Source organism: Streptomyces sp. TOM-9 (assembly GCF_056858595.1).
The window spans coordinates 1,309,650-1,331,757 of record NZ_JBXEQB010000001.1 but is presented as its reverse complement, the minus strand read 5'-3'; the positions used below and the strand labels follow the sequence as shown (position 1 = coordinate 1,331,757).

Sequence of the window (22,108 nt, the reverse complement as noted above, 5' to 3'; positions counted from 1 at the left end):
AGGGGACTCAGGTGGGAACCGCGGCGACCGCGGTCCGCGCGGCGCATGACCGGGAGGTGTCCCATGTTTCACAAGCAGCCTGGAGCGGGTCCGCTCACCGTGTTGGTGTTCGTCTTCCCGGGGGTGCGGCTGCTCGACGTGACGGGCCCCATCGAAGTCTTCGCCTCGGCGAACGAATGGGGCGGACCGTACCGGGTGCAGGTCGTGTCCGAGGACGGGGCGGAGGTGGTCACCGCCGCCGGGACGCGTCTCAGTGCCGACCTGTCCGTCGCCGACGTGCACGAGACGTGCGACGTCCTGGTGGTCCCCGGCGGTCCGGAATGGGAAACCGTGATCAAGGACGACGCCCTGCTGGACGCCGTACGGGGACTGAGCGGGAAGGCCCGCTGCACGGCATCGGTGTGCACGGGAGCCTTCCTGCTGGCCGCGTCGGGGCTCCTGGACGGCCGGCGGGCGGCGACGCACTGGAGGCAGACCCGGGAACTGGGCCTGCGCTACCCGTCCGTGAAGGTCGAGCCGGACGCCATCTTCGTCCGCGACGGGAAGATGATGACCTCGGCCGGCGTCAGCGCCGGCATCGACCTGTCCTTGGCCCTCGTCGAGGAGCACTACGGGGCGGAGGTCGCCAGGGCGGTCGCCAAGGACATGGTCGTCTTCATGCAGCGACCGGGCGGCCAGTCCCAGTTCAGCGCGCGCTCCCGGCTGCCGCACCCGCGCCAGGAGATGCTCCGCGAGGTCCTGGACTCGGTCGCGGAGAACCCCGGCGGCAACCACTCCCTGACGGCCATGGCCCGCAGGGCCGGCGTCAGCGTCCGGCACATCACGCGGCTGTTCTACGACGAGGTGGGCACCAGTCCGGGGCGGTACGTGGAGCAGGTCAGGCTGGAGGCCGCCCAGGCGATGCTGGAGACCGGTGACGACCCCATGGCCGTCGTGGCGCGGCGCACGGGATTCGGCTCGCCCGAGTCTCTGCGCCGGGCGTTCGTACGACACCTGGGCGTGACGCCGGCGGCGTTCCGCGCCAGTTTCCGGACGACCGGCCTGGGCGCCGGGGACCTGAGCCCGGCGGCGGGCGCATAGCACACCGGCGATGTGCGTCATGGCCGGCCGTGAGCGAGGCCACGGGCAACAGGCTTCCGGGAGTTGAACGCTTGGGGAACAGCGGCCCTCGGCCGTTGTGGAGCCTCCTTCTCGGGCAGGAGTCGCAGGCGGACGTCGGCGGCCCGGAGCGAGCAGAAGGCGATCACCATGACTTCCATCGGTCCGACTCCCGAACCCGGTCGGCGAAGGCGACGTGCGCCGGGCTGCCTCGAAGCAGAGGTGCCGCGGGCACGGAGCGCGGTGGAGGACACCGAGGCGGCGCATTCGGAGCCGACGCCCCTGAACGACGGTGAACACGCCTGCACGCTGCCGCACTTCCCCAGCGCCCTGTCCGTCATGCGGCGGAGAGTGCGGAAGATCCTCGCCGAGTGGGAGATGGCCCCGCCGGTCGCCGACGACGTGCTGCTGGTGATATCGGAGCTGGCCACCAACGCCGTCGTGCACACCGACGGCCCCGCGGGCCTGCGCCTGTCGTGGACCGAGGTCGACGGGCGCAGCGCCGTGCGCATCGAGGTCACCGACTCGGGTCCGTCGGCGGGGCTCCGCGCGGCGGCGTGCGCCACCGACCCGGACGAGCACGGCCGGGGCCTCGGCATCGTCAGGGCGCTGTCGGCCCGGCACGGCGTCCGTTCCGACTACGCCGGATTCACCCACTGGGCGGAACTGCTCGCCGCGTAGAGGCCTCCGCGCCGCGGCTCCGCTCGGTCAGCCGACCTGTGAGACGCAGGCGAGGAACGGTCCGGCCGCCTTGCTCCACGACTCGCCCCGGGCGAGAGCGGCAGCGCCCTCCGTACGGAGCGAATCGACCACGGGCGTGAGGAAGTCCGCCCACCACTGCCGTACGGCCTCGGGCTTCAGGCCGATCGTGGCGACCGCCGCGCGCACCCTGTCCTCGAGGACCGCGGCGCCCTCGTCCAGGTCGGTTCCCGACCACTCGTCCACGTGCTGGGCCATCAGGGCCCAGGAGATCCGGATCATGCGCCGGATCGTACGTCCGCCGGCCGACACGCCGTCGCAGCGGACCCCCTACGACGGACACCCCCGGGAGGACGGTCCCAGGGGTGTCGTGCGCCGTCGCGGGAGCGGTCAGCGGAAGGCCGACTCCACGAGCTGCTTCTGCTCGGCGGCATGCCGCCGGGCGGAGCCCACCGCGGGGGCCGAGGCGGACGGCCGGCTGACGCATCCGAGGGGGCGGCCCGCCAGCCGTTCCACGTGCGGCCTGACGAAGGACCAGGCACCTTGGTTCTCCGGCTCCTCCTGCACCCACCGCACCTCGGCGTCACGGGGCAAGCGGGCGAGCTCCGCGCCGAGTTCCTCGTCCGGGAAGGGGTAGGGACGCTCCAGCCGGATGATCGCGGTGTCCCGCAGGCCGGCGTTCCGCCGGTACGCGTCCAGGTCGTAGGAGACCTTCCCCGAGCACAGCAGCACGCGCCGGGCCTGTGCGGCGTCGACGTCCCGGTCCGGTACGACCGGACGGAAGGAGCCCGTGGTGAAGTCCGCCAGCCCGGAGGTGGCCTCCTTCAGCCGCAGCATCGACTTGGGGGTGAACACCACCAGGGGCCTCCTGCGCTCGCCGAGCGCCTGCTGCCTGAGCAGGTGGAAGTAGTTCGCGGGCAGCGTCGGGACGGCGACGGTCATGTTCCCCTGCGCGCACAGCTGCAGGAACCGCTCGATCCTGCCGGAGGAGTGGTCGGGACCCTGTCCCTCCAGTCCGTGGGGCAGCAGCAGCGTCACCCCGGAGCGTTCGCCCCACTTCTGTTCCGACGACGCGATGTACTCGTCGACGACGCTCTGCGCGCCGTTGGCGAAGTCGCCGAACTGGGCTTCCCACAGCACCAGCGCGTCGGGCCGCTCCAGCGAGTAGCCGTATTCGAAGGCCAGGGCCGCCATCTCCGACAGCATCGAGTCGTAGGGGGAGAAGCCCGCGCTGCCCGCGCCGAGGCCGTTCAGCGGGGTGTGTTCCGCGCCGGTGCGCCGGTCGGTGAGCACCGCGTGACGCTGGCCGAACGTGCCGCGGCGGGAGTCCTGTCCGGACAGCCGCACCGGCACCCCCTCCATGAGCAGGGAGCCGATGGCCAGGGTCTCGGCGGTGGCCCAGTCGATCGTGCCGGCGTCCAGCATCGTGGCGCGCCGGCGGAGCTGCGGCAGGACGCGCGGGTGCACGGTGAAGTCGGCGGGCTGCCCGGTCTGGGAGGCGATCACGTGCCGGGCGGCCGCCTCCGTGATCGCGGTCGGCACCGGCACCGCGGTGCCGTCCCGGTGGTCCGCGGGGGTGGCGGGCTTCGGGGAACCGGCCGCCGTCAGGGCGCGCGTCTCGGCGAAGGCCCGCTCCAGGCGCTCCCGGTAGTCCCGCAGGGCGCCTTCGGCCTGCCGCTCGTCGATGGCCCCCCGGTCGACCAGGGCCTGGGCGTACAGCTTGCGCACCGAAGGCGTGGCGTCGATGCGGTCGTACATGGCCGGCTGGGTGATGGACGGGTCGTCGACCTCGCTGTGCCCGTGGCGCCGGTAGCAGATCAGGTCGATGACGACGTCCTTGTGGAACGCCTGGCGGTAGTCGAAGGCCAGGCGTGCGATCCGCACGACGGCCTCGGGGTCGTCCGCGTTGACGTGGAAGATCGGGGCCTCGACCGTCCGCGCGACGGCGGTGGCGTAGGTGCTGGAGCGGCCGCTGGCGGGCGAGGTCGTGAAACCGAGCTGGTTGTTGATGACGACGTGCACCGTCCCGCCGGTGCGGTAGCCGGGCAGCTGCGACATGTTCAGCGTCTCGGAGACCACGCCCTGCCCGGCGAACGCGGCATCGCCGTGGACGACGACCGGCAGGACGGGGAACGCCGCGCCGTCGCCGTCGGCCAGGTCCTGCTTGGCGCGCACGACCCCCTCGGCCACCGGCCCGACGATCTCCAGGTGGGAGGGGTTCGCCACGACGGAGACGGCGATCGCGCCGCCGTCCAGGGCGTGGTAGGTCCCCTCCGCGCCGAGGTGGTACTTCACGTCGCCGGTCCCCTGGACCGACAGGATGTCCACCGCGTCCTCGAACTCGTGGAAGATGTTCCGGTACGACTTGCCGATGATGTTGGCCAGGACGTTGAGCCGGCCCCGGTGGGCCATCCCGATGACCGCCTCCCGCATGCCGTGCCTGATGCTGCGGAGCAGCAGGGCGTCGAGCAGCACGATCGCCGACTCGCCGCCTTCGAGCGAGTACCGCTTCTGGCCGACGTACTTGGTCTGCAGGAAGGTCTCGAAGGCCTCCGCAGCACCGAGCCGGTACAGGACCTGCAACTGGTCGGCACGGTCCGGCCGGGGCGAAGGCGCCTCGATCCGCTCCTGCACCCAGCGGCGCTCCTCGAAGGCCTGGATGTGCATGTACTCGGCGCCCACCGTCCCGCAGTAGGACCCGCGCAGGACGTCCAGCACACCACGCAACGTCATGGTGTCGCGCCCGGCGAAGCCGTCGACGACGAACTCCGCCTCCAGGTCCTCGTCGCGCAGGCCAAAGGCCGCGATGTCGAGCTCCGGATGCGTGGTCACCCGACCGGCCGCGAGCGGGTTGGTGTCGGCCGCCAGGTGTCCGCGTACGCGGTACGCGTGGATGAGCGCGGCGACGCGCACGGCCTTGGCAGCCGCTTCTCGCGCGTCCACATGCGGGGACGGCGTGTCGGCACGCTCCTGCCGGCCGGCGGTGGCGGCGGGGGAGACGAAGAAGTCCCTCCACTGCTCGTCGACCGATCCGGGATCGCGCAGGTAGCGGTCGTACAGTTCGTCCACGAGCCATTCGTTGAGGCCGAATTCCGGTCCTTGGAGTGCCGGTTCTTCGGCGCTGGATGTCGACGCCACTGGGTGGATCGCCTTCTTTCCTCATTCGGGACAGCCGATGGCGGGGGCAGTCGCAAGGGCCCCGTCATCCGCGCATGGCTCCCGGTGGGGGAGCGGCCCCGTTCCGTGCCGGTGGGGTGCGCGCATCGCTGACCGTGTGGCACCACCGACCCTAGGACGATGCCGGGCCGACGCCGAGGGCCGAAGGTGCCGGGGAGGCGTCACATCAGGACGTTCCCCCGCGCCGTGCCGCGCCGGTGCGTACGGCTCCCGCTGGGTTCCGTGGGCCGGACGTCCTGATGTGAGGGTGTCCTGGCACGCGTAGTGATGCGGAGCGAGCCGAACGTCACCGTAACGTCGTAGGGCCAACGAGCCGACGGCTGCGGCCGCGGCCCGTGAGCTGTTGGGCCTGGGGGCCGGTGTGCCGATTGCCGACGGCGATTCCCGATGCGAGGAAAGAAGCGTTCTCCGCCGTGACATCCGACCCCAGCGATACCCGGTCCCTCCCGCCCAGGAGCGACGCGGGGCCCCGGCACGCCACCCATGCACGTCCCCGGCTGCCGGCCTTGACCGGGACGCGACGTCCGCACCTGGGCCCCAGCTGGTTCGCGGCGGTCATGGGCACCGGCATCGTCGCCAACGCGGCGGTCACCCTGCCGCGGAGCTCCGCCTGGCTGCGTGACGCGGCCACGGTGGTCTGGGCGGGCGCCGCGCTGCTCCTGGTGGTCCTCGCGGCCGGTTACCTCAGGCAGCGGACGCTGCGGGTGCACGCCGGCGATCCGATGCTGGCGCCGTTCCTCGGGGCCCCGCCGATGGCACTGCTCACGGTGGGGGCGGGCGCGCAGCTGCTCGGCCGGCAGGTGCTCGGAGCGCGTACGGCCCTGAACGTGGACTGGGCGCTGTGGTCACTGGGCACCGTACTCGGCCTGGCGGCGGCCTGCGCTGTGCCGTACGTGATGGTCACCCGGCACCGCTTCGCTCCGGACGCGGCCTTCGGCGGCTGGCTGATGCCCGTGGTGCCGCCGCTGGTCTCCGCGGCGACGGGCGCCCTGCTGGTCCCGCACGCACCGGCCGGACAGCCGCGGCTGGCCCTGCTGCTCGGCTGCTACGCGATGCTCGGGCTCGGCCTGGTGGCGGTCCTGCTGGTACTGGCGATGGTCTTCAGCCGGCTGGTCCACCACGACGCACCCACGGGAGCGGTGGTGCCCACGGTGTGGATCGGCCTGGGCGCCGTCGACCAGGCGGTGACGGCGATGGGCTCGCTGGCCACGGCGGCACCCAGCGCGCTGCCCGCTCCGTACGCCCGGGCCGCGGCGGCGTTCGCGCTGCTGGGCGGGATCGGGCTGTGGGGCTTCGCGATGCTGTGGCTGGTGCTCGCCGCGGCGCTGACCGTACGACAGCTGCGGGCGGGACTCCCCTTCGCGCCCAGCTGGTGGTCCTTCATCTTCCCGCTCGGCGCCTGCGTCACCGGTACGGGTGCCCTCGCCACCCGCACCGGATCGCAGCCCTTCGTCTGGACCGCCGTCGTGCTCTACGTCCTGCTCGTGGCGGCCTGGGCGGTGGTGGCCTGGCGCTCGCTGCACCACGCCGCCGGCCACGTCGCCCCGCGGGGCGCCCGGAGGGAAGCGCGGACGTGAACACCCCCGTGCGTTGCCTCAGCCCGTGATGTGACGCAGGGCGCGGGGGTGGATCCTCGCACCCTGCACCTGCGCCTGATGCGGTTCCTGCACGCCGGCGTCGGTGACGTAGAGGGTGGTGCCGCGCAGCGCGGTGGCGGTGGGCGAGGCGAGACCGTCCGCCGCCGTGAGCACCGTCGCCCGGGTGCCGTCCGGGTAGATCACGTCTACGCGGTTCGCGGCGTTGACCGCGGCCGGCACCACGTTGGACCGGTCGCCGAGGAAGGGGAAGCGGAGGCCGTTGGCACCGAACGGCCGGCCGGCGTCCGGGAGCGGCGCGAGGGCCGGGTCGGTGAGCCAGGGGAGCGCCTTCCCGCCTGCCGTGGGTACGGCCCAGATGGTGCCCTTGCGGCTGTCCGCGACGTAGAGGGTGCGCCCGCCGGGATCGACGGCCCGTCCGTTGGGCAGGCCGTCGGCCGGCAGTGCGGCGATGCGGCGGGCGGTGCGGCTGCCCGGGGCGAGCTTCCAGACGCCGGCGCGCGAGGGGCAGCTCCACCAGAGGTCGTAGTGGACCGTCCCGTCGGCGCCGCGGGTGTTGCCGCTGAAGGTGTCGCCCAGGACGCCGGTCCAGCACCGTCCGGTGCCTGCCGGAGGCGCTGCGGCGCACCGGCTCCGGGGGCCGGCGAAGCTTCCCAGCATCGAGACGTTCAGCGACCCGTCCGGGTCGACGGTGATGTTCTTTCAAGCCGGGGAGCGGCGGTGCCGCACGGCCTGGCACGGTGCGACCACCGCGTGTTTGACGCGTCAAGCACTCTGTTAGGGTGAGGTGATGGTCCGTCCCGGCGGACCCGGCGCGTGACCGCGTCGCACGTCCACCGGAGGAAGGTCATGGCACCCGCAGGATTCGAGACGGCCGACGACACGGCACGGCGGGCGGCCAATCCGCTGCGTCGGCTCACGATCGACGAACTGCGGCGCCGCAAGGGCATCAAGTGGCGTCACCATCCGGCGGACGTCCTGCCGCTGTGGATCGCCGACATGGACGCGACCCCGGCCCCCGCGGTCGTGGACGCGGTGTCCTTGGCCTTCGAACGCGGGGACACCGGCTACCCGCCCTTCGACGCGACGATGGCGGAGGCCTGGGACCAATTCGCCGCCAAGCGCTGGGGATGGCGCATGGCGACGGAGCGGACGATGGTCGTCCCCTCCGCCCTGACGGGCATCGCCGAGACGCTCAAAGTGACGACGGAGCCCGGGGACGTGGTCGTCGTCAACTCCCCGGGGTACGGACTCCACCGGCACATCGCGGAGGGACTGGGCCGCCGCGTCGTGGAGGCCCCGCTGGGGCCCGACCACCGCATCGACCTCGAGGCGCTGCGGGCCGCGTTCGGCCGGACGGTCGACGGCGGCCGCCCCACGGTCTTCCTGCTGTGCAGCCCCCACAACCCGACCGGGACGGTCCATACGGCGCAGGAACTGGCCGCGGTGGCACGACTGGCGCGGCAGTCCGGGGTGCGTGTCGTCTCCAACGAGATCCACGCGCCGCTCGTCCCGTCCGGCGCGCACCATGTGCCGTACCTCTCGGTCCCCGGCACCGAGGACGCCGTCGCCGTCTACTCCGCCTCCAAGGGGTGGCACCTGTCGGGCTTCCGCGCCGGAATGCTCGCCTGGGCGCAGGAGGCGGACGACGTCCTGCGGCGCATCCCCCTGAGCGTCGCCCATGAGCTGAGCGGCATCGGCGTCATCGCCCAGACCGCCGCCCTGCGGCTCGGTGGCGGCTGGCTGGATGCGCTGCTCGCCGGCCTCGACGACAACCGACGCCTCCTCGGCGAACTGCTCGAGCGGCATCTTCCCGGCGTCCGGTACCGCCGGCCCGAGGGGACGTACCTGGCGTGGCTGGACTGCCGCGCCCTCGGACTCGGTGACGATCCCGCGGCCGCCTTCCTGGAACGCGGCCGGGTCGCCCTCTCCCCGGGCCTGGAGTTCGGCACGGGCGGCGCGGGGCACGTACGCCTCAACTTCGCCACGTCGCCGGAGATCCTCACCGAGGCCGTCCGCCGGATGGGCACGCTGGCCTGATCCCGGCCGGCCCCGGGCCGCCGCTCGATCCTCTCGGTCCCGTGACGACGCACGCCGTCCCGCGGGCCGGCACTGCTCTTCAATGGGAACCACCTTGCTCAACACCACTGCCGTACACGCCGGTTCGATGTTCGACGGGTTCACCCGCTCAGGACCGGCCACGGTCCATGTCAGAGGCGACCGCATCCTCCGCGTGGACCGCACCGGCGCGCTGCCGACCGACGGCACCCCGGTCGTCGACCTCGGCCCGCGGACATGCCTGCTGCCCGGCCTCATCGACACCCACACCCACCTCGCGTTCGACGCGAGCCCGGACCCCGTGACCTCCCTGACCGCGACCGGCGACCCGGAGCTGCTCGCGCAGATGCGGGCCGCGGCCCAAGCGGCGCTCCGGGCCGGCATCACCACCGTCCGCGACCTCGGTGACCGCGACTACCTCTCGCTGACCCTCGTCGAGGAGTTCGCCCGGGCCCCGGAGAACGGGCCGGAGATCCTCGCCGCAGGCCCCCCGCTCACCACGCCCGGCGGGCACTGCCACTTCTTCGGCGGCGAGACCGAGGGCACCGAGGCACTGCGCGCCGCGGTGCGCGAGCGCCACGCGCGCGGTTGCGCCGTCATCAAGATCATGGCCAGTGGCGGCAACATGACGCCCGGTTCCGTGCCCCCGCACGCCTCCCAGTACGGCCCGGAGGACCTGCGCGCGGTCGTGGACGAGGCACACCGTCTCGGCCTGCCGGTGGCCGCCCACGCACACGGCGTCCAGGCCATCAGGGACGCCCTCGACGCGGGCGTCGACAGCCTGGAGCACGTCACCTTCCTCGGCGCCGACGGCGCCACGTACGACCCCGGCCTCGCCGCGGCCATCGTGGACAGCGGCACGTTCGCCAGCCTCACCCTGGGCATGGCCCCCGGCGCGGCGTTCAACCCGCCCCCGGCCCTGGCCGCACACGTCCGGACCATCCTGAACACCTTCGGCAACCTGCACGCCGCGGGCGCCAACGTGGTCATCGGCTCGGACGCGGGCATCGGGCCCGACAAGCCCCACGACGTCCTCCCGCACGGCGTCGGCGCCCTCGTCCGCCTGGGCGTGACCCCTGCCGACGCCTTGATTTCCGTGACCAGCCTGGCCGCCCGGCTGTGCGGTGTGGAGGGCCGCAAGGGACGGATCACCGCCGGTGCCGACGCCGACCTGCTGGTCGTCGACGGCGATCCCGTCAAGGACCCCGCCGCCCTCCTGGACGTGCGGGCCGTCTTCCGCGCCGGCATCCGGGTGCGCTGACCTCCGCCGGAGGGCAGCGCATCGCGTGACGTCGGCGACCGGGGCTGTCAGCGGTGGGCGGCCGTCCCCCCAATGGCGTATCCCCGCGTGCTGTGCTCATGATGGTCGCGTAGGGCCGACGTTCAGCTCTGCCCCCGCCGGCGTGCAGAGCCTGGAGGGCAGGCCATCTGCCTTTGTCCGCACTCCTTACCGCTGCGGGAAACCCACGGCCCCTGGATCGTGCGCGGCGTCGCCGGTGCAACAGCGTCCGCTGCTGCCGTTTCGCCTTGGTCACGCGCGCGCCGGTGGCCTGTGGCAACACCTTGACTTCCCTCATACGAATCACTTCAGGTGGGTGAATCGTGGATACACCAACCAGGAAAACCGGCAGGTTCATCGCGCTCATCGCAGTGCTCGCTGCCGCCCTGCTGGTCTGCCCGAGCGCCAGCGCCGGAGCATGGGGCGACAGCCGCGGGCAGGACACGGCGGTGGGGGAGTCTCCCTCCCCGTCGTCCTTCCCGCAGGCGAAACCTCCCCCCGGTTTCACGTCCAAGTACGCGGAAGTGAACGGCTTCCGCATGCACTACCTGCGAGGCGGCAAGGGTTCACCGGTCGTGCTGATCCACGGCTTCCCCCAGTCGTGGGCCGAGTGGCGGGACCAGATGGGCCCGCTGTCCAAGAACCACACCGTGATCGCGGTCGACCTTCGCGGCGCCGGCAACTCCGAGGTCACCAGGGGCGGTTACGCGAAGGCACAGATGGCCAAGGACGTGCATGAGCTGCTGAAGCAGTTGAAGCTGAACAACGGTGTCCAGGTGGTCGGGCACGACGTCGGTCTGTGGGTCAGCTACGCCTACGCTGCCCAGTGGCCGAAGGAGGTGCGCCGCCTGGCCGTGATGGAGGCTCCCATCCCGGACGACAGCCTGTACCGCTTCCCGGCGCTGGAGGCCAACCCGAAGACCCCCTCGATGTGGCACTTCGGCCTGTTCCAGCTGCCGCTCGCCGAGCAGCTCATCTCCGGTCACGAGCGCGTCTTCGTCCAGGGCTTCATCGAGGAGCTCCTGGCCGACAAATCGGCGTTCACGAAGGACGACTACGACTTCTACGCCCATTACCTGAAGGAGCCGGGCCGCACGGTGGCCTGGATGAAGATGTACCGCGAGCTCCGCGGAGACGTGGACCAGAACAAGAAGTTCCTGGCGGAAGGCAAGCTGCGGATGCCGGTCCTGGCGATCGGCGGCCAGGCGTCGTTCGGCGGCAAGATCGCCGACCAATGGCGTGACTACGCCGTGAACGTCGAGGGCCGGGTCATCATGGGGTCGGGTCACTGGGTGACCGAGGAGAAGCCCCAGGAAGTGACGAACCTGCTGCAGTCCTTCCTGCAGAAGTAGGTTCCGCCGCGAACGGCGGTACCCGCGGCAACCGTGACGGTGCCTTCGGCACCTCAGGCGCCGCTCTGCTGCTCGGCCGGCTGCGGAACCGGTGCGGCGGGCAGCAGTTCGCGGCGCGCCAGGGCGACCAGGGTCCGCAGGGCGATGGCGCCGATGAACACGGTGATGGCGGCGAGGAACACGTAGGTGTACGCCCCGGCCCCGGGCGGACGCTGGCGCTCCACCCAGTGGATCGCGACGGCGGCGACCGCGGCCCAGCTGAAGGTGAACGCCCATGTGCTGGGCATGAAGGGCAGCTTCACGTAGGCGGGGAGCAACCGCAGCTGGGCCAGCACCATCAGCAGTCCGTAACCGCCGAGGAAGGCCGCGACCCCGTCGATGGAGTCGGTGAACAGCACGAAGTAGGCGGTGCTGGCCACGGCCGCGGGGGCGACCTCGATCGCCAGGGTCGGCAGCAGGGGCGGGGGCGGCAGGGGGCGGAAGAACAACCGTCCCATGATCACCGAGCCGAGGATCATCCAGCAGACCACGCCCAGGCCGAACATCACCTGACCCAGCCGCTGCTGCCCCACCACGCCGGCCGACGCCGCGGCCAGCAGGCCACCGGCGACCGTGGGCAGGAAGTAGCCGGGATGGAAGCGGTCGACGTCGATCCGCCCGTAGATCCACTGACCGGTGAACCAGGCGCCGAGCAGCACGGTGAGGACGAGGAACACGTCCACCAGCACCCGCCCGGCCGTGGGGGCCCGGACGTAGAGGCCGTTCGCGGCGATCACCATGGGGACGATCACGCACAGCGACGCGAACGGTCCGGCCGCGGCGTCGGTCAGGTCCCGTGCCAGGGACCGTGCCCGCACCGCGTGGTGGAGATAGGCGACCGTCACCAGCAACCACACGGCGGCCGCCAGGACCAGCAGCGCGTCCCCGACGCCCCGTGGCACGCGACCGGCCCCGGCGGCGATCAGCCAGGCGTCCGCCAGACCGACGAGACCGAAAGGCATGCCGAAGAAGTTCAGGGGAATCGGTCGATTTGTCACGGTATCGGAAACTATCCCACTTTTTCCCCACCGGTCCTCGCGGCGCAGGGCCGGACCGGACGGGCCCGGCTCCTCACACTCCACGGCCTCCAGGTACAGCTCCACGTACCGCTCGACGTCGACCCCGAGCGCCACGTCCACTGGTCAGCCCCCGCGGGTCGGCGACCGCGCAGACCGCGCCCGCGTCACCCAGGCCGCCGCCCGGGTCGGTCCCGTCGGGGTTCAGGCCGCGGTGGGCGGGCAGGCGCGTACCGGGCTCCTCGCTCTTCAGCAGCCGGCGCACGTGCTCGGACGGGACGATCACCTGCTCGAACACGTCCAGTCCGTACATCGTGACCGGCACTCCGGCGGAGAACAGGATCGCGGCGGCCTCCGGGTCGTGCCAGACGTTGAACTCCGCGACCGGGGTGGCGTTGCCCCTGCCCACGGCGCCGCCCATGGAGACGATCCGCTCGATGTTGGCGGTGACCTCCCGGTGGGTGCGCAGCAGCAGCGCGATGTTGGTGGCCGGCGCCGTGGGGATCAGCGTGACCGGGCGTGGGGAGGCGAGGATCTGCCGGCGCAGCAGTGTCACGGCGTCCAGGTCGACGGGCGTACGGGTGGGTGCGGGCAGTCCCAGGTCGCCCATGCCGTCCTGGCCGTGCACCTGGTGGGCCGTACGCGGGGGTGCGATCAGCGGATGTTCCGCGCCCCGGGCGACGGGGATGCCGGGGGCCCCGGCCTGCTCCAGCACGGTCAAGGTGTTGCGCACGACCGCGTCCACGTCGGTGTTGCCGCCCACGCACGTGACCGCGCGCAGGCCGAGGCCCGGATGACGGACCGCCAGCAGAAGCGCCAGGGCGTCCTCGATGCCGGTGTCGCAGTCGATGATCACCGGGATCGGCCGGCCGTCGGCGTCGTGCACAGGAGGTCTCCCTCGTCGTGTCGGGCTGTTGCGTGCGGGACTTCCCCGCGGTTCGTCGCTCTGGGGGCGCGGCTACTCGTCGCGGGGCCCGATCCGGGCTCCTTGGGGACGGCGCACCGGTTGCGCAGGGGCGGGGGCCTTTGCGCCGTGCAGGAGTTCGTCCTCCACTGTCCGGTCCCGTCCGGCCAGCACGCCCGCGGCGATCTGCGGCACGAGGAGCAGGAGCATCACGGCGACGGGCAGGTCCCACCCGCCGGTGTGCTGGTAGAGGGCTCCGATGAGGATCGGCGCGGGGACGGAGAGCAGGTAACCGGTGCACTGTACGAAGGCGGAGAGCCGTACGACGCCGGGGCCGGTACGCGCGCGCATCCCGATCATGGTGAGGGCCAGCGAGAAGGCGCAGTTGGAGACCCCGATGAGCACGGTCCACACCCACGGCGCGGCACCGGGCGCCGCCCACAGCCCCGTGTAGCCGACGACCCCGGACAGACCCAGGACGACGACGAGAGGTCCCTGGCCGGGCAGCCGACCGCCGATCGCGGGCAGGACGAAGGACATGGGTACGCCCACCGCCATCGACACCCCCAGCATCAGGCCGGCGGCGGAGGCCGGGATACCCGCGTCGCGGAGGATCTGCGGCAGCCAGCCCATGGCGACGAAGGCGGCGGCCGACTGGAGCCCGAAGTAGACGGTGAGCGCCCAGGCCGTCGGACTGCCCGTGATACGGCCCGTCGACGTGGCCGGACTGCCGGAGAACACGCCGGCAGCGGCCGCGGCGTGCCGGGACCGGTCCCGTACCAGGGGCAGCCAGGGCAGCACGGCGACGGCGCCGACCGCGCCCCAGGCGGCCAGGCCGAGCCTCCAGTCGCCGCCCAGTGCCCCGGTCACCGGGACGCTGAGCGCGGCGGCCAGGGCCGTACCGCAGGAGAGGGCCATCGCGTACAGGCCCGTCATGGTGCCGACGCGGTGCGGGAACCAGCGTTTGACGACGACGGGCATCAGGACGTTGCCGACGGCTATGCCGCTCAGGGCGAGCGCGCTGGCGGCGAGGAACGGCACGGTGTGCCCGGTGAAGGGGCGCAGGAAGAGGCCCGTGGCGACCAGTGCCATGCCCGCACAGATCACGGCCGCCGGACCGTACCGGCGGGACAACCGGGGCGCCGCGGCGCCGAACACGGCGAACGACAGGGCCGGCAGGGAGGTGAGCAGGCCCGCCAGCGTGCCGCTCATGCCGAGGGAGGCACGGACCTCCTCCAGCAGGGGGCCGAGGCTGGTGATCGCGGGCCGGAGGCTGAACGCCGATACGAACAAGGCGCCGCCGACGAGCAGTTGGACACGCCGCGTGCCGGGCGCGGCGGCGGGCGCGGCGGTGGCCGCCGCGGTGGCGCGGGTGCGGCGCGCCCGGACCGGCAACCGGTAGAGCCCGGCCCCGAGTGCCGCGCCGATGATGGGCCCGACCAGGTAGATCGCGAGGTCGGTGGTCTGCCCGGAGAAGACCGCCGGACCGAGCTGGCGGGCCGGGTTGACCGCGCCCCCGCTGAGCGGGCCGAGGGTGGCGATCACGACCCCGACGGACAGCCCGATGATGGGCGCCAGACCGCGGATGAACCGGGGGCGGGCGACGAAGAAGGCGACGACGAGGGTCAGCGCCAGCATGCCCCCGACCTCCGCGAGGAGGACCGGCACGGGCTGCCAGGTCGGGGCGGGCCGGATCGCGGCGTGCGAGACCGACGGGAGCGCCACCGCCGGACCCCAGGCAAGGCGTGCCAGGCCCGTACCGGCGGCGGAACCGGCGAGCTGGGCCAGCACGTACGGCAGGACGTGCCGGCCGGGGAAGGCGCCCATCAGCCACAGGCCGACGGTGACGGCGGGGTTCGTGTGGCCGCCGCTGCGCCGTCCGGGAGGGCTGAGGATCAGGCCGGTGAGGATGGCCCCGCTGACGGCGCCGATCACGACGAGGGCGACGCGCAGGTCGGCGATGTAGAGGGACGAGTGCGGGTCGCGCAGCCATCGCACGACCGTCACCGCGAGGAACAGCAGGACGGTCGTGAGGACGAACTCGTCGGCGGCACGGGCCAGGGCCGGCCGCCGTGGCGGAGGGGAAGCGGTACCCACCTGGATCTCCTAGTCGGGGTGGTCGCCGGCGGGGCACCCCTGACGTCTGCTGCCGGGGGAGGAGCCACGAGCGGGGGAAAGCGGCCGGGGGGACGCGGTCGGGGGGACGCGGTCGGCCGCCGGGCCTGCCCGGCGGGGCGGGGACCCGGCCCCAGCGTGCGCGGGGTGGGTCGAAGGCCCGGCCGGGCGGGCGTGTCAGGCGTTCGGCGTGTGGTGGCCGGGGACCATGCGGGTCGAGACGCCGATGCGGTTGAAGGCGTTGATCGCCACGATCGCGGCGATGAGGTGGGCCAGTTCGGTCTCGTCGAACTGCGCGGCGGCCCTGGCGTACACCTCGTCCGGGACGAAGCCGTCCGTCACGACGGTGATCGCCTCGGTGAGCTCGATCGCCGCGATCTCCCGTGCCGTGTAGAAGTGCTTCGCCTCCGTCCAGGCGCCGAGCTGGATCACGCGCTCCGCGGATACGCCGGCGGCCATGGCGTCCTTGCTGTGCATGTCCAGGCAGAAGGCGCAGTGGTTGATCTGTGACGCGCGGACCTTCACCAGGTGCAGCAGGCCGGCGTCGACACCGCGGCCCGCGGCCGAGTCCAGTCGGACCAGCGCCTTGAAGGCCTCGGGGGCGAGCTTGGCCCAGTCCATGCGCGCCGTGTGCTCCGGAAGACGGGTGGTGTGCTCATGTGCTTCGTTCATCGTCATGCCGGCAACGCTACGGATCCGGTGGTACCGGAGTATGGTCCAATTACATGAGGGATTCCCGGACCAATTCCGCCGCCGAACCGCCTGCGTCCGCGATCGGCGCCGACCTCCATCTGGAACTGCGCGGGACCAAACTGCGCACCGGGCTCACCGACGCGCTGCGGGAAGCCGTGCGCACGGGGCGCCTCGCGCCCGGTACCCGGCTGCCGCCGTCCCGCTCGCTCGCCGCGGACCTGGGCGTCTCCCGCAACACCGTCGTGGAGGCGTACGCGGAGCTCGTCGCCGAGGGCTGGCTCACCGCCCAGCAGGGCTCCGGGACCCGGGTGGCCCCCAGGGCCGAGCCGCACAGCCCTCCGACCGGCGCTCCCCGCACCAGGCCCGTCCGGACCCGCCCCAGGTACGCCATGCAGCCCGGTTCGCCGGACCTCGCGAGGTTCCCCCGCACCCAGTGGCTCGCCGCCGCACGCCGTGCCCTGACCGCCGCGCCGAACGACGCCCTGGGCTACGGCGACCCCCGCGGCGGTCCGGAACTGCGCGCCGCGCTCGCGGACTACCTGGCACGGGCCCGCGGGGTGTACGCCGAGCCGGAGCGGATCGTCGTCTGCTCCGGCTTCCACCACGCACTGGCACTGATGGCGCAGGTCCTCAGGGTCCGCGAGGCGCGAGCGGTCGCCGTCGAGGCGTACGGCCTGGACCTCTACCGCGACCTGCTGACCAACGCCGGCCTGCGGACCCCGCCCGTGTACGTCGACGAGCACGGCGCACGCACCGACGACCTGGCACGCCTGCCGGGAGTGGGAGCGGTGCTGATGACCCCGGCGCACCAGTACCCGACGGGAGTCGCCCTGTGCCCGGAGCGGCGCACCGCGGCCGTCGCCTGGGCGCGGGACACGGGCGGCCTGATCCTGGAGGACGACTACGACGGGGAGTTCCGGTACGACCGCCGGCCCGTGGGCGCCCTGCAGGGCCTCGACCCCCAGCGCGTGGTGTACTGCGGCTCGGCGAGCAAGTCGCTCGCCCCGGGGGTACGGCTCGGCTGGATGGTGCTCCCGGACGAGCTGGTCCCCGAGGTCGTGGAGGCAAAGGGGTACGGCGACTACATGTCCAGCACCCTGGAGCAGCTCACGCTGGCGGAGTTCATCACCTCGGGCGCCTACGACCAGCATGTGCGGTCGATGCGACAGCGCTACCGGAGACGCCGCGACCAACTGGTCGCAGCCTTGGCGGAGCGGGCGCCCGGCGTCCGGGCGGCCGGCATGGAGGCAGGGCTCCAGGTCGTCCTCGAACTCCCTGCGGGAACCGAGAACTCGGTCGTCCAGGCGGCGGCCCGGGAGGGTCTCGCGGTGAGCGGCCTCAGGGAATTCGGCCACGAAGCGCAGGACTCCGGCTGGCAGCTGCCCGAGCGGGACGCCCTGGTGGTCAACTACGCGGCCCCCTCGGACAGCGCGTGGATGGGCGCACTCGACACCCTGTGCAGCGTGCTGCCCCAGGCGCTCAGTTGAGGGTGCGTTCCGTGAGGGCGACCTGCCCGGCCGCCCGGAGGGAGGCCTCCAGCTGCGCGAATGCGGCGGCACCGGTGTCGGCGACGAGGACCAGTTCCGCCAGGGGCACCGGCAGGAATCCCTCCTCGTCCATCCGCCGGAGCTGGAGGATCAACCCGTCGTAGAAGCCCGCCGTGTTCAGCAGCACGACGGGCTTGTCGTGCAGACCGTGCTTCCTCAGTTCCAGGACCTCGGTCGCCTCGTCCAGGGTTCCCAAGCCGCCGGCCATCACCACGACCGCGTCGGACGCGGCGAGCAGCCGGGCCTTCCGCGAGGCGAGGTCCTCGGCGAAGACCATCGCGTCGGCGTCCTGCCTGGCCCACTCCTTCAGGAAGCCGACCGAGACCCCGGCGAGCCGCCCGCCCGACTCCCGTACGGCGTCGGCGACGACCTTCATCAACCCGGTGTCCGACCCGCCCCACACCAGGGTGTGGCCCCCTGCGCCGACGAGCTCGCCAAATGCGCGGGCCGGCCGCGTGTAGCGCTCATCGAGGTCGGCGGCGGAGAGGAAGACACAGATCTTCATGGGCGCGGGCGCTTCAGCGGTCATGGCCCGAACGTACGCGGGCCTGCACCCTCACACGCGGACCATTCCCCGCGCGGAACACCGGACCAATTCCGCGGCCGCGACCCGTGGCGGGCCGCCGGTCCGCGACCTGCGTCAGGCCATCTGCGCCGCGAAGCCGGTGCGCCACGAGGCATGCCCGGGTCGCCACCCGCGCGACCGGGCCAGCCCGTTTGACGCGCCCCGCGCCCAGTCCAGGCGACCGGGTACGGGCTGGGGGGCCGGAACGTCCAAGGCGCGGGCCAGCGCCGGCAGCCACTCGCGGGCCTGCGCGGGTTCGTCGTCGACGATGTTGACGGGACCCGAGGGCCAGGCGAGCGCGGCGACGGCGGCCCGGGCGGCGTCGGCGACGTGGAGGAACGACATCACCGAAAGGTCCGCCTCGGTGCTCCCGAGGAAGCGGGCGGACGGATCCCCGGCCAGCGCCGCGGCGACGGGCCCCCCGGGTGCGTACCAGGTGCCCGGGCCGTACAGGATGCCGTACCGCAGCTGCACCGCCGTCTCCACCTCGGCGGCCTTCTCCTCCAGCGCCCGGACGCCCTCCACCATCCCCCCGCGCGGCGCCGCCGCCGCGACGTCCAGCGGTGTGCCCTCGTCGGCCGGCCCCTCCCCGGGCGCGTACGCCCAGGCGATCGACTGGGCGACGATCCTGGTCACGCCGGCGGACACCGCCGCGTCCACCAGATTGCCCGTCCCCTCGCGCCGCAGCCGGTTGGTCGCCTCCCCGTCCGCGTCCGACAGGTCGGTGAGCTGGTGGATCACCGCGTCCGGCGCGGCGTCCGCCAGGACCCGGTGCAGCGCCTCCCGGTCGAACACGTCCGCCTGGACGGCGGTCGCCCCCTGCTGCCGAATGCGCTCGACACCCGCCGAGCTGCGCGAGATTCCCGTGACGCGGTGCCCCTCGGCGAGCAGCAGCGGAACGAGCTGACGGCCGACAGCGCCGGTGGCACCGGCAACGAAGACATGCATGGTCCACTCTCCTGTGATCAGGCGGAACCGTCCCATCGGGGCGGACGGTCCCTGGTCGTACCCGCAACGCTAGGCGGTGAGTGGTACCGGAGCCGGATCCATTTCGCGGATGTGTCGGCGGACCAATTCTGAGAGGATCGCAGCATGACCGGCCACCCCCACCCCGCCCCCGCACTCCACCGGCCATTCGCGGAACCGGTCCGCGGACCTCCTACGCCGTCGAAGCCCGCCTTATCGGATTCGACGGCATCCCGCCCCTGCACGAGTCCCTTGACCAACTGCGCACGTGCGACGAGTCCTTCCTCGGCGTTCGCGACGGGTCGAGCCTCGTCGGAGCGGTCGCCTGGACCCGCTTGCCGAACGGCGTTCTGGACCTCTGCCGCCTCGTGGTCCATCCCGACGCACATCGCCGCGGCGTCGCAACGGCACTACTCGACGCACTGGATTCGATCGAGCCCGCGGAGCTGACCGTCGTCTCCACGGCGACCGCCAACCTGCCCGCACTCGCGCTCTACCGTCGGCGCGGATTCACACCTGTCGGTGAGCGCCATGTCGCGCCCGGCGTCACGGTCACCCTGCTGGAACGCAAGCGTGCAGGTCATGCCCCCGTTGAACGGGGTGCCAAGGTCGGTAGCCTGCCGACCCGGGCCCAACACCGGGCCCGGCGTGGAGGGGTGGGGCAATGAGCAGCAGTTCCAGCAATGACATCGGCATCATCTGGGGGTTGTGGACTTTCGGGGGCGGCCTGGCGGCGATCCTGAACATGTTGACGCACAATGTGCCGGTACTCGGTGTGACCGTTTTCTGGCTCTTGTTCGCCCTGGGACTGATAGCCACGTACCTCGCCATCGCCCTCACGTGGTCCGCGTGGAAAAACTTGCGCGCCGACAGGTAGTGACGATCACTCAGTTCTGATCCTCGCACCCTGGAGTGCTTGGTCGGTTGCTCTGTCGTGATGTGACGCGCCGCCCCGGTGCTGTGCCGGGCGGCGCGTGGCCGCCCCCCTGTCCGGGTGGCCAGAACGAGTGCTTCACCCTCGATGGCACCGCCCACGCCGGCCACGAGGAACAGGGCAGCATGTTCCGCCGCCGCTACATCATCTGGCGAAACCGCCATGCCGACTTCCCGAAAGCTACGTCTGGGCGGACCACCAGCTCGACGCTGAGGAGACCACACCGGTGTTGTGACCGGAGACGGCAACCAGGCTGGCGCGTAGGGCTTTTCGGGACGGAGAGCCGCCTTCTGGCAGCAGCCTATTCAGACCGGGACTTCAAAGACGAGCTCGAGGCCGTCCACCTCGTCCCACTGCTCTCCGACCTCCACGAAGCCGAATCCGGAAATCGTGGCCAGGGATGCGGTGTTCTCGGGACTGATCGTCACCCGCGCGGTCTTGACTACGGATTCGGCGGCGGCGCGACGCAGCAACTCGGTCAGCATCGTCCTGGCGTATCCCTGGCGACGGTAACCGGGGGCCACCGAATAGCCGATCTCCACCATGCCCGCCCCATCGGGAGGTCCGTGGAACCCGGCATACCCCACGACGACGCGTTCGGGCTCGGCCACCACGGCTCGGGTCAGCCACCCCGCGCTGCCCGGGTCCGAGGCCAGCTGGTCGAGCCGATACCGCCACACCCACTTCGCCTGATCGGTGAGGAAGTAGTCCGTGAGCTCGACCCCTGCTTCGGCACTGGCCCGGGCGAGGTCGTCGTCCAGCAAGGCGGTCATGGCCGTGCTCGTGAGATCGACGAATCTCACTGACCTGAGGCCGGTCGGGCCCGGGGAACGGCGGGTGGGTTCATCTGTCACAGCGCCGGATGATTGCGGAGCGCCCTGGAACGTGTCCATCGGTTTTCGCAGTGGTCGATGCCCCACCGGCTCACTTCACTCCATCGAGCTGAGTCCCCGGGGACCGAAGCCGTCAGACGTCGAGCGCCCACCGTACGTACCGCTCCTTGGGTGTGAAGCCGGCCTTCTCGTAGATCCCGAACGCCCCGCTGGGGTTGGTCGAGTCCACGCTCAGGCTGGCCTTCCCGTAGCCCCGGTCGGCGGCGCTGCGCAGCGCGTGCCGGATCAGGCCGCCGGCGACGCCGCGCTTGCGGTAGTCGCGCAGCGTCCCGATGAGCATGAAGTGTGCCTCGCGCACGCCGGTGGCCACCGTGTCGGCCTCCCACGACATGGTCACCAGCATGCCCGCCGGGGCCCCGTTCGCCACGTCCCGGAGCAGGAAGCTGACTTCGGGCCGGAAGGTGTGATTGGTGATCTTGTTCTTCCAGGCGTCCACGGGCACCGGCACGGTACCCCAGTGGTCCTTGAACGCCTCGTTCCGGATCATCCGGAACTCCTCGTCGTTCTGCTCCGACCACGGCTCGACCCGCAGCCCGTCGGGGATCGCCGCGTCCGGGATCGCGTCACCGAGCGGATGCTCCATGAAGTGGTAGTAGCGGGCGGGTGCGAAACCCTGGGAGCGGTAGAGCTCGGCCGCACCGGCGATGCGCTCGCAGTTCTGGACCTGGACCTCGAGTTTCAGTGTCGGCTGGTGCAGTGCGTGCAACGCCTTCGCGCCCGCTATCCCGGCCTTCAGCAGCACGGTGCCGACACCCTGGCGACGGTAGTGCGGGTGCACGCCGCCGTCGACCATGATCCGGTGCACGCCCTCGGCGGTCGGTTTGTAGGTGGCCTTCATGTAGCCGACCATCACGTCGCCGTCGAAGGCGGCGAGGCTCGCGCGTTCCAAGTCCGCGTAGGGATCCACCAGTTCCTGGAGGGTGTCCGCCTCCTCGTAGTTCTCGCCGATCTTGTCCTCGGCCTCCATGGCGTTGAGGAGGTCGGCCGACGTCTTCGCGTCGCCTGTGGTGAGCGGTCGCCACGCCAGGGTGGTGGATTCTGCGTCCATGGCGGCGACAGTACGGACTCCGCCCGCAGGCTGTCGCGTTGTTTTCCCGACGCGGGCGGAGGGTGGATGCGACGGGGGTTCAAGGCCTTCGGCGGCCCCGGATCAGCCCCGGCGTCACACCCCGGGGCAC

General features: G+C 72.1%; 19 protein-coding genes and 3 pseudogenes. 10 read left to right on the top strand and 12 right to left on the bottom strand.

Annotated features, from left to right (window positions below; genetic code table 11):
• The first annotated feature begins 63 nt into the window (after positions 1-63).
• Together AC1VWI_RS06305 and AC1VWI_RS06300 are read left to right on the top strand one after the other, a co-directional pair.
• Complete coding sequence (locus tag AC1VWI_RS06305) at positions 64-1,080, top strand: GlxA family transcriptional regulator (RefSeq protein ID WP_499509933.1); 1,017 nt, start codon at positions 64-66, stop codon at positions 1,078-1,080.
• Positions 1,081-1,341: 261 nt separating this feature from the next.
• The gene (locus tag AC1VWI_RS06300) at positions 1,342-1,779 is read left to right on the top strand and encodes an ATP-binding protein (protein ID WP_499509932.1); all 438 of its coding nucleotides are present in this window, start codon (positions 1,342-1,344) and stop codon (positions 1,777-1,779) included.
• Between the two features lie 27 nt (positions 1,780-1,806).
• Here the strand turns inward: AC1VWI_RS06300 and AC1VWI_RS06295 are convergent, their stop codons facing one another.
• Positions 1,807-2,079 carry a hypothetical protein gene (locus tag AC1VWI_RS06295; protein ID WP_499509931.1) on the bottom strand — a complete coding sequence of 91 codons (273 nt, stop codon included), beginning with the start codon at positions 2,077-2,079 and terminating at the stop codon, positions 1,807-1,809.
• A 108-nt stretch (positions 2,080-2,187) separates the two neighbouring features.
• A pseudogene (locus tag AC1VWI_RS06290) lies at positions 2,188-4,926 on the bottom strand (multifunctional oxoglutarate decarboxylase/oxoglutarate dehydrogenase thiamine pyrophosphate-binding subunit/dihydrolipoyllysine-residue succinyltransferase subunit); the annotation flags it as partial.
• A gap of 554 nt (positions 4,927-5,480) precedes the next feature.
• On the opposite strand from AC1VWI_RS06290, the gene AC1VWI_RS06285 reads away from it, so the two are divergent.
• Positions 5,481-6,551, top strand: a complete 1,071-nt coding sequence (locus AC1VWI_RS06285) for a TDT family transporter (RefSeq protein WP_499509930.1) — start codon at positions 5,481-5,483, stop codon at positions 6,549-6,551.
• Positions 6,552-6,569: 18 nt separating this feature from the next.
• Here the strand turns inward: AC1VWI_RS06285 and AC1VWI_RS06280 are convergent, their stop codons facing one another.
• Positions 6,570-7,229, bottom strand: a complete 660-nt coding sequence (locus AC1VWI_RS06280) for an SMP-30/gluconolactonase/LRE family protein (RefSeq protein ID WP_499509929.1) — start codon at positions 7,227-7,229, stop codon at positions 6,570-6,572.
• A gap of 189 nt (positions 7,230-7,418) precedes the next feature.
• On the opposite strand from AC1VWI_RS06280, the gene AC1VWI_RS06275 reads away from it, so the two are divergent.
• The 3 genes from AC1VWI_RS06275 (at position 7,419) to AC1VWI_RS06265 (ending at position 11,258) form a co-directional block, all read left to right on the top strand.
• A complete protein-coding gene (locus AC1VWI_RS06275) occupies positions 7,419-8,609 on the top strand; it encodes a MalY/PatB family protein (RefSeq protein WP_499509928.1) in 1,191 nt (396 codons plus the stop codon).
• Positions 8,610-8,691: 82 nt separating this feature from the next.
• Positions 8,692-9,888: a metal-dependent hydrolase family protein gene (locus AC1VWI_RS06270; protein ID WP_499509927.1), complete on the top strand. Its 1,197-nt coding sequence runs from the start codon at positions 8,692-8,694 to the stop codon at positions 9,886-9,888.
• A gap of 341 nt (positions 9,889-10,229) precedes the next feature.
• A complete protein-coding gene (locus AC1VWI_RS06265) occupies positions 10,230-11,258 on the top strand; it encodes an alpha/beta fold hydrolase (RefSeq protein WP_499509926.1) in 1,029 nt (342 codons plus the stop codon).
• A 53-nt stretch (positions 11,259-11,311) separates the two neighbouring features.
• On the opposite strand, the gene AC1VWI_RS06260 is transcribed toward AC1VWI_RS06265, so the two are convergent.
• The 5 genes and pseudogenes from AC1VWI_RS06260 to AC1VWI_RS06240 form a co-directional block, all read right to left on the bottom strand.
• Positions 11,312-12,295 (bottom strand): SLAC1 family transporter, encoded by a 984-nt coding sequence (locus AC1VWI_RS06260; protein WP_499509925.1) that lies wholly within the window; start codon positions 12,293-12,295, stop codon positions 11,312-11,314.
• Positions 12,296-12,368: 73 nt separating this feature from the next.
• Positions 12,369-13,199, bottom strand: coding sequence for a nucleoside hydrolase (locus tag AC1VWI_RS06255; RefSeq protein ID WP_499509924.1), 831 nt, complete (start codon positions 13,197-13,199; stop codon positions 12,369-12,371).
• Between the two features lie 72 nt (positions 13,200-13,271).
• Positions 13,272-14,645, bottom strand: a complete 1,374-nt coding sequence (locus tag AC1VWI_RS06250; protein ID WP_499516732.1) for a CynX/NimT family MFS transporter — start codon at positions 14,643-14,645, stop codon at positions 13,272-13,274.
• A gap of 30 nt (positions 14,646-14,675) precedes the next feature.
• Positions 14,676-15,215: pseudogene (locus AC1VWI_RS06245) on the bottom strand (MIP/aquaporin family protein); the annotation flags it as partial.
• Between the two features lie 294 nt (positions 15,216-15,509).
• Positions 15,510-16,010, bottom strand: coding sequence for a carboxymuconolactone decarboxylase family protein (locus AC1VWI_RS06240; RefSeq protein ID WP_499509923.1), 501 nt, complete (start codon positions 16,008-16,010; stop codon positions 15,510-15,512).
• Positions 16,011-16,057: 47 nt separating this feature from the next.
• Between AC1VWI_RS06240 and pdxR the strand changes: the two genes are divergently transcribed.
• A complete protein-coding gene (pdxR, locus tag AC1VWI_RS06235; RefSeq protein WP_499509922.1) occupies positions 16,058-17,512 on the top strand; it encodes a MocR-like pyridoxine biosynthesis transcription factor PdxR in 1,455 nt (484 codons plus the stop codon).
• On the opposite strand, the gene AC1VWI_RS06230 is transcribed toward pdxR, so the two are convergent.
• Together AC1VWI_RS06230 and AC1VWI_RS06225 are read right to left on the bottom strand one after the other, a co-directional pair.
• Positions 17,505-18,077: an LOG family protein gene (locus AC1VWI_RS06230; RefSeq protein WP_499516731.1), complete on the bottom strand. Its 573-nt coding sequence runs from the start codon at positions 18,075-18,077 to the stop codon at positions 17,505-17,507. The two genes, pdxR and AC1VWI_RS06230, sit on opposite strands and share 8 nt — an antisense overlap.
• A 135-nt stretch (positions 18,078-18,212) precedes the next feature.
• On the bottom strand, positions 18,213-19,085 hold the full coding sequence (locus tag AC1VWI_RS06225; RefSeq protein ID WP_499509921.1) for an NAD-dependent epimerase/dehydratase family protein: 873 nt from the start codon (positions 19,083-19,085) through the stop codon (positions 18,213-18,215).
• An 80-nt stretch (positions 19,086-19,165) separates the two neighbouring features.
• Between AC1VWI_RS06225 and AC1VWI_RS06220 the strand changes: the two genes are divergently transcribed.
• The 3 genes and pseudogenes from AC1VWI_RS06220 to AC1VWI_RS06210 form a co-directional block, all read left to right on the top strand.
• On the top strand, positions 19,166-19,771 hold the full coding sequence (locus tag AC1VWI_RS06220) for a GNAT family N-acetyltransferase (RefSeq protein ID WP_499509920.1): 606 nt from the start codon (positions 19,166-19,168) through the stop codon (positions 19,769-19,771).
• Entirely contained in the window at positions 19,768-19,980 is a 213-nt protein-coding gene (locus AC1VWI_RS06215; protein WP_499509919.1) for a hypothetical protein, read from the top strand. Before AC1VWI_RS06220 ends, AC1VWI_RS06215 begins: the two co-directional genes overlap by 4 nt.
• Positions 19,981-20,114: 134 nt before the next feature.
• Positions 20,115-20,207, top strand: a pseudogene (locus AC1VWI_RS06210) (transposase); the annotation flags it as partial.
• Between the two features lie 135 nt (positions 20,208-20,342).
• Here AC1VWI_RS06210 and AC1VWI_RS06205 read toward each other — a convergent pair.
• Both AC1VWI_RS06205 and AC1VWI_RS06200 read right to left on the bottom strand, forming a co-directional pair.
• Complete coding sequence (locus AC1VWI_RS06205; protein WP_499509918.1) at positions 20,343-20,810, bottom strand: GNAT family N-acetyltransferase; 468 nt, start codon at positions 20,808-20,810, stop codon at positions 20,343-20,345.
• 193 nt (positions 20,811-21,003) lie between these two features.
• Complete coding sequence (locus AC1VWI_RS06200) at positions 21,004-21,978, bottom strand: GNAT family N-acetyltransferase (RefSeq protein ID WP_499509917.1); 975 nt, start codon at positions 21,976-21,978, stop codon at positions 21,004-21,006.
• Positions 21,979-22,108: the final 130 nt, after the last annotated feature.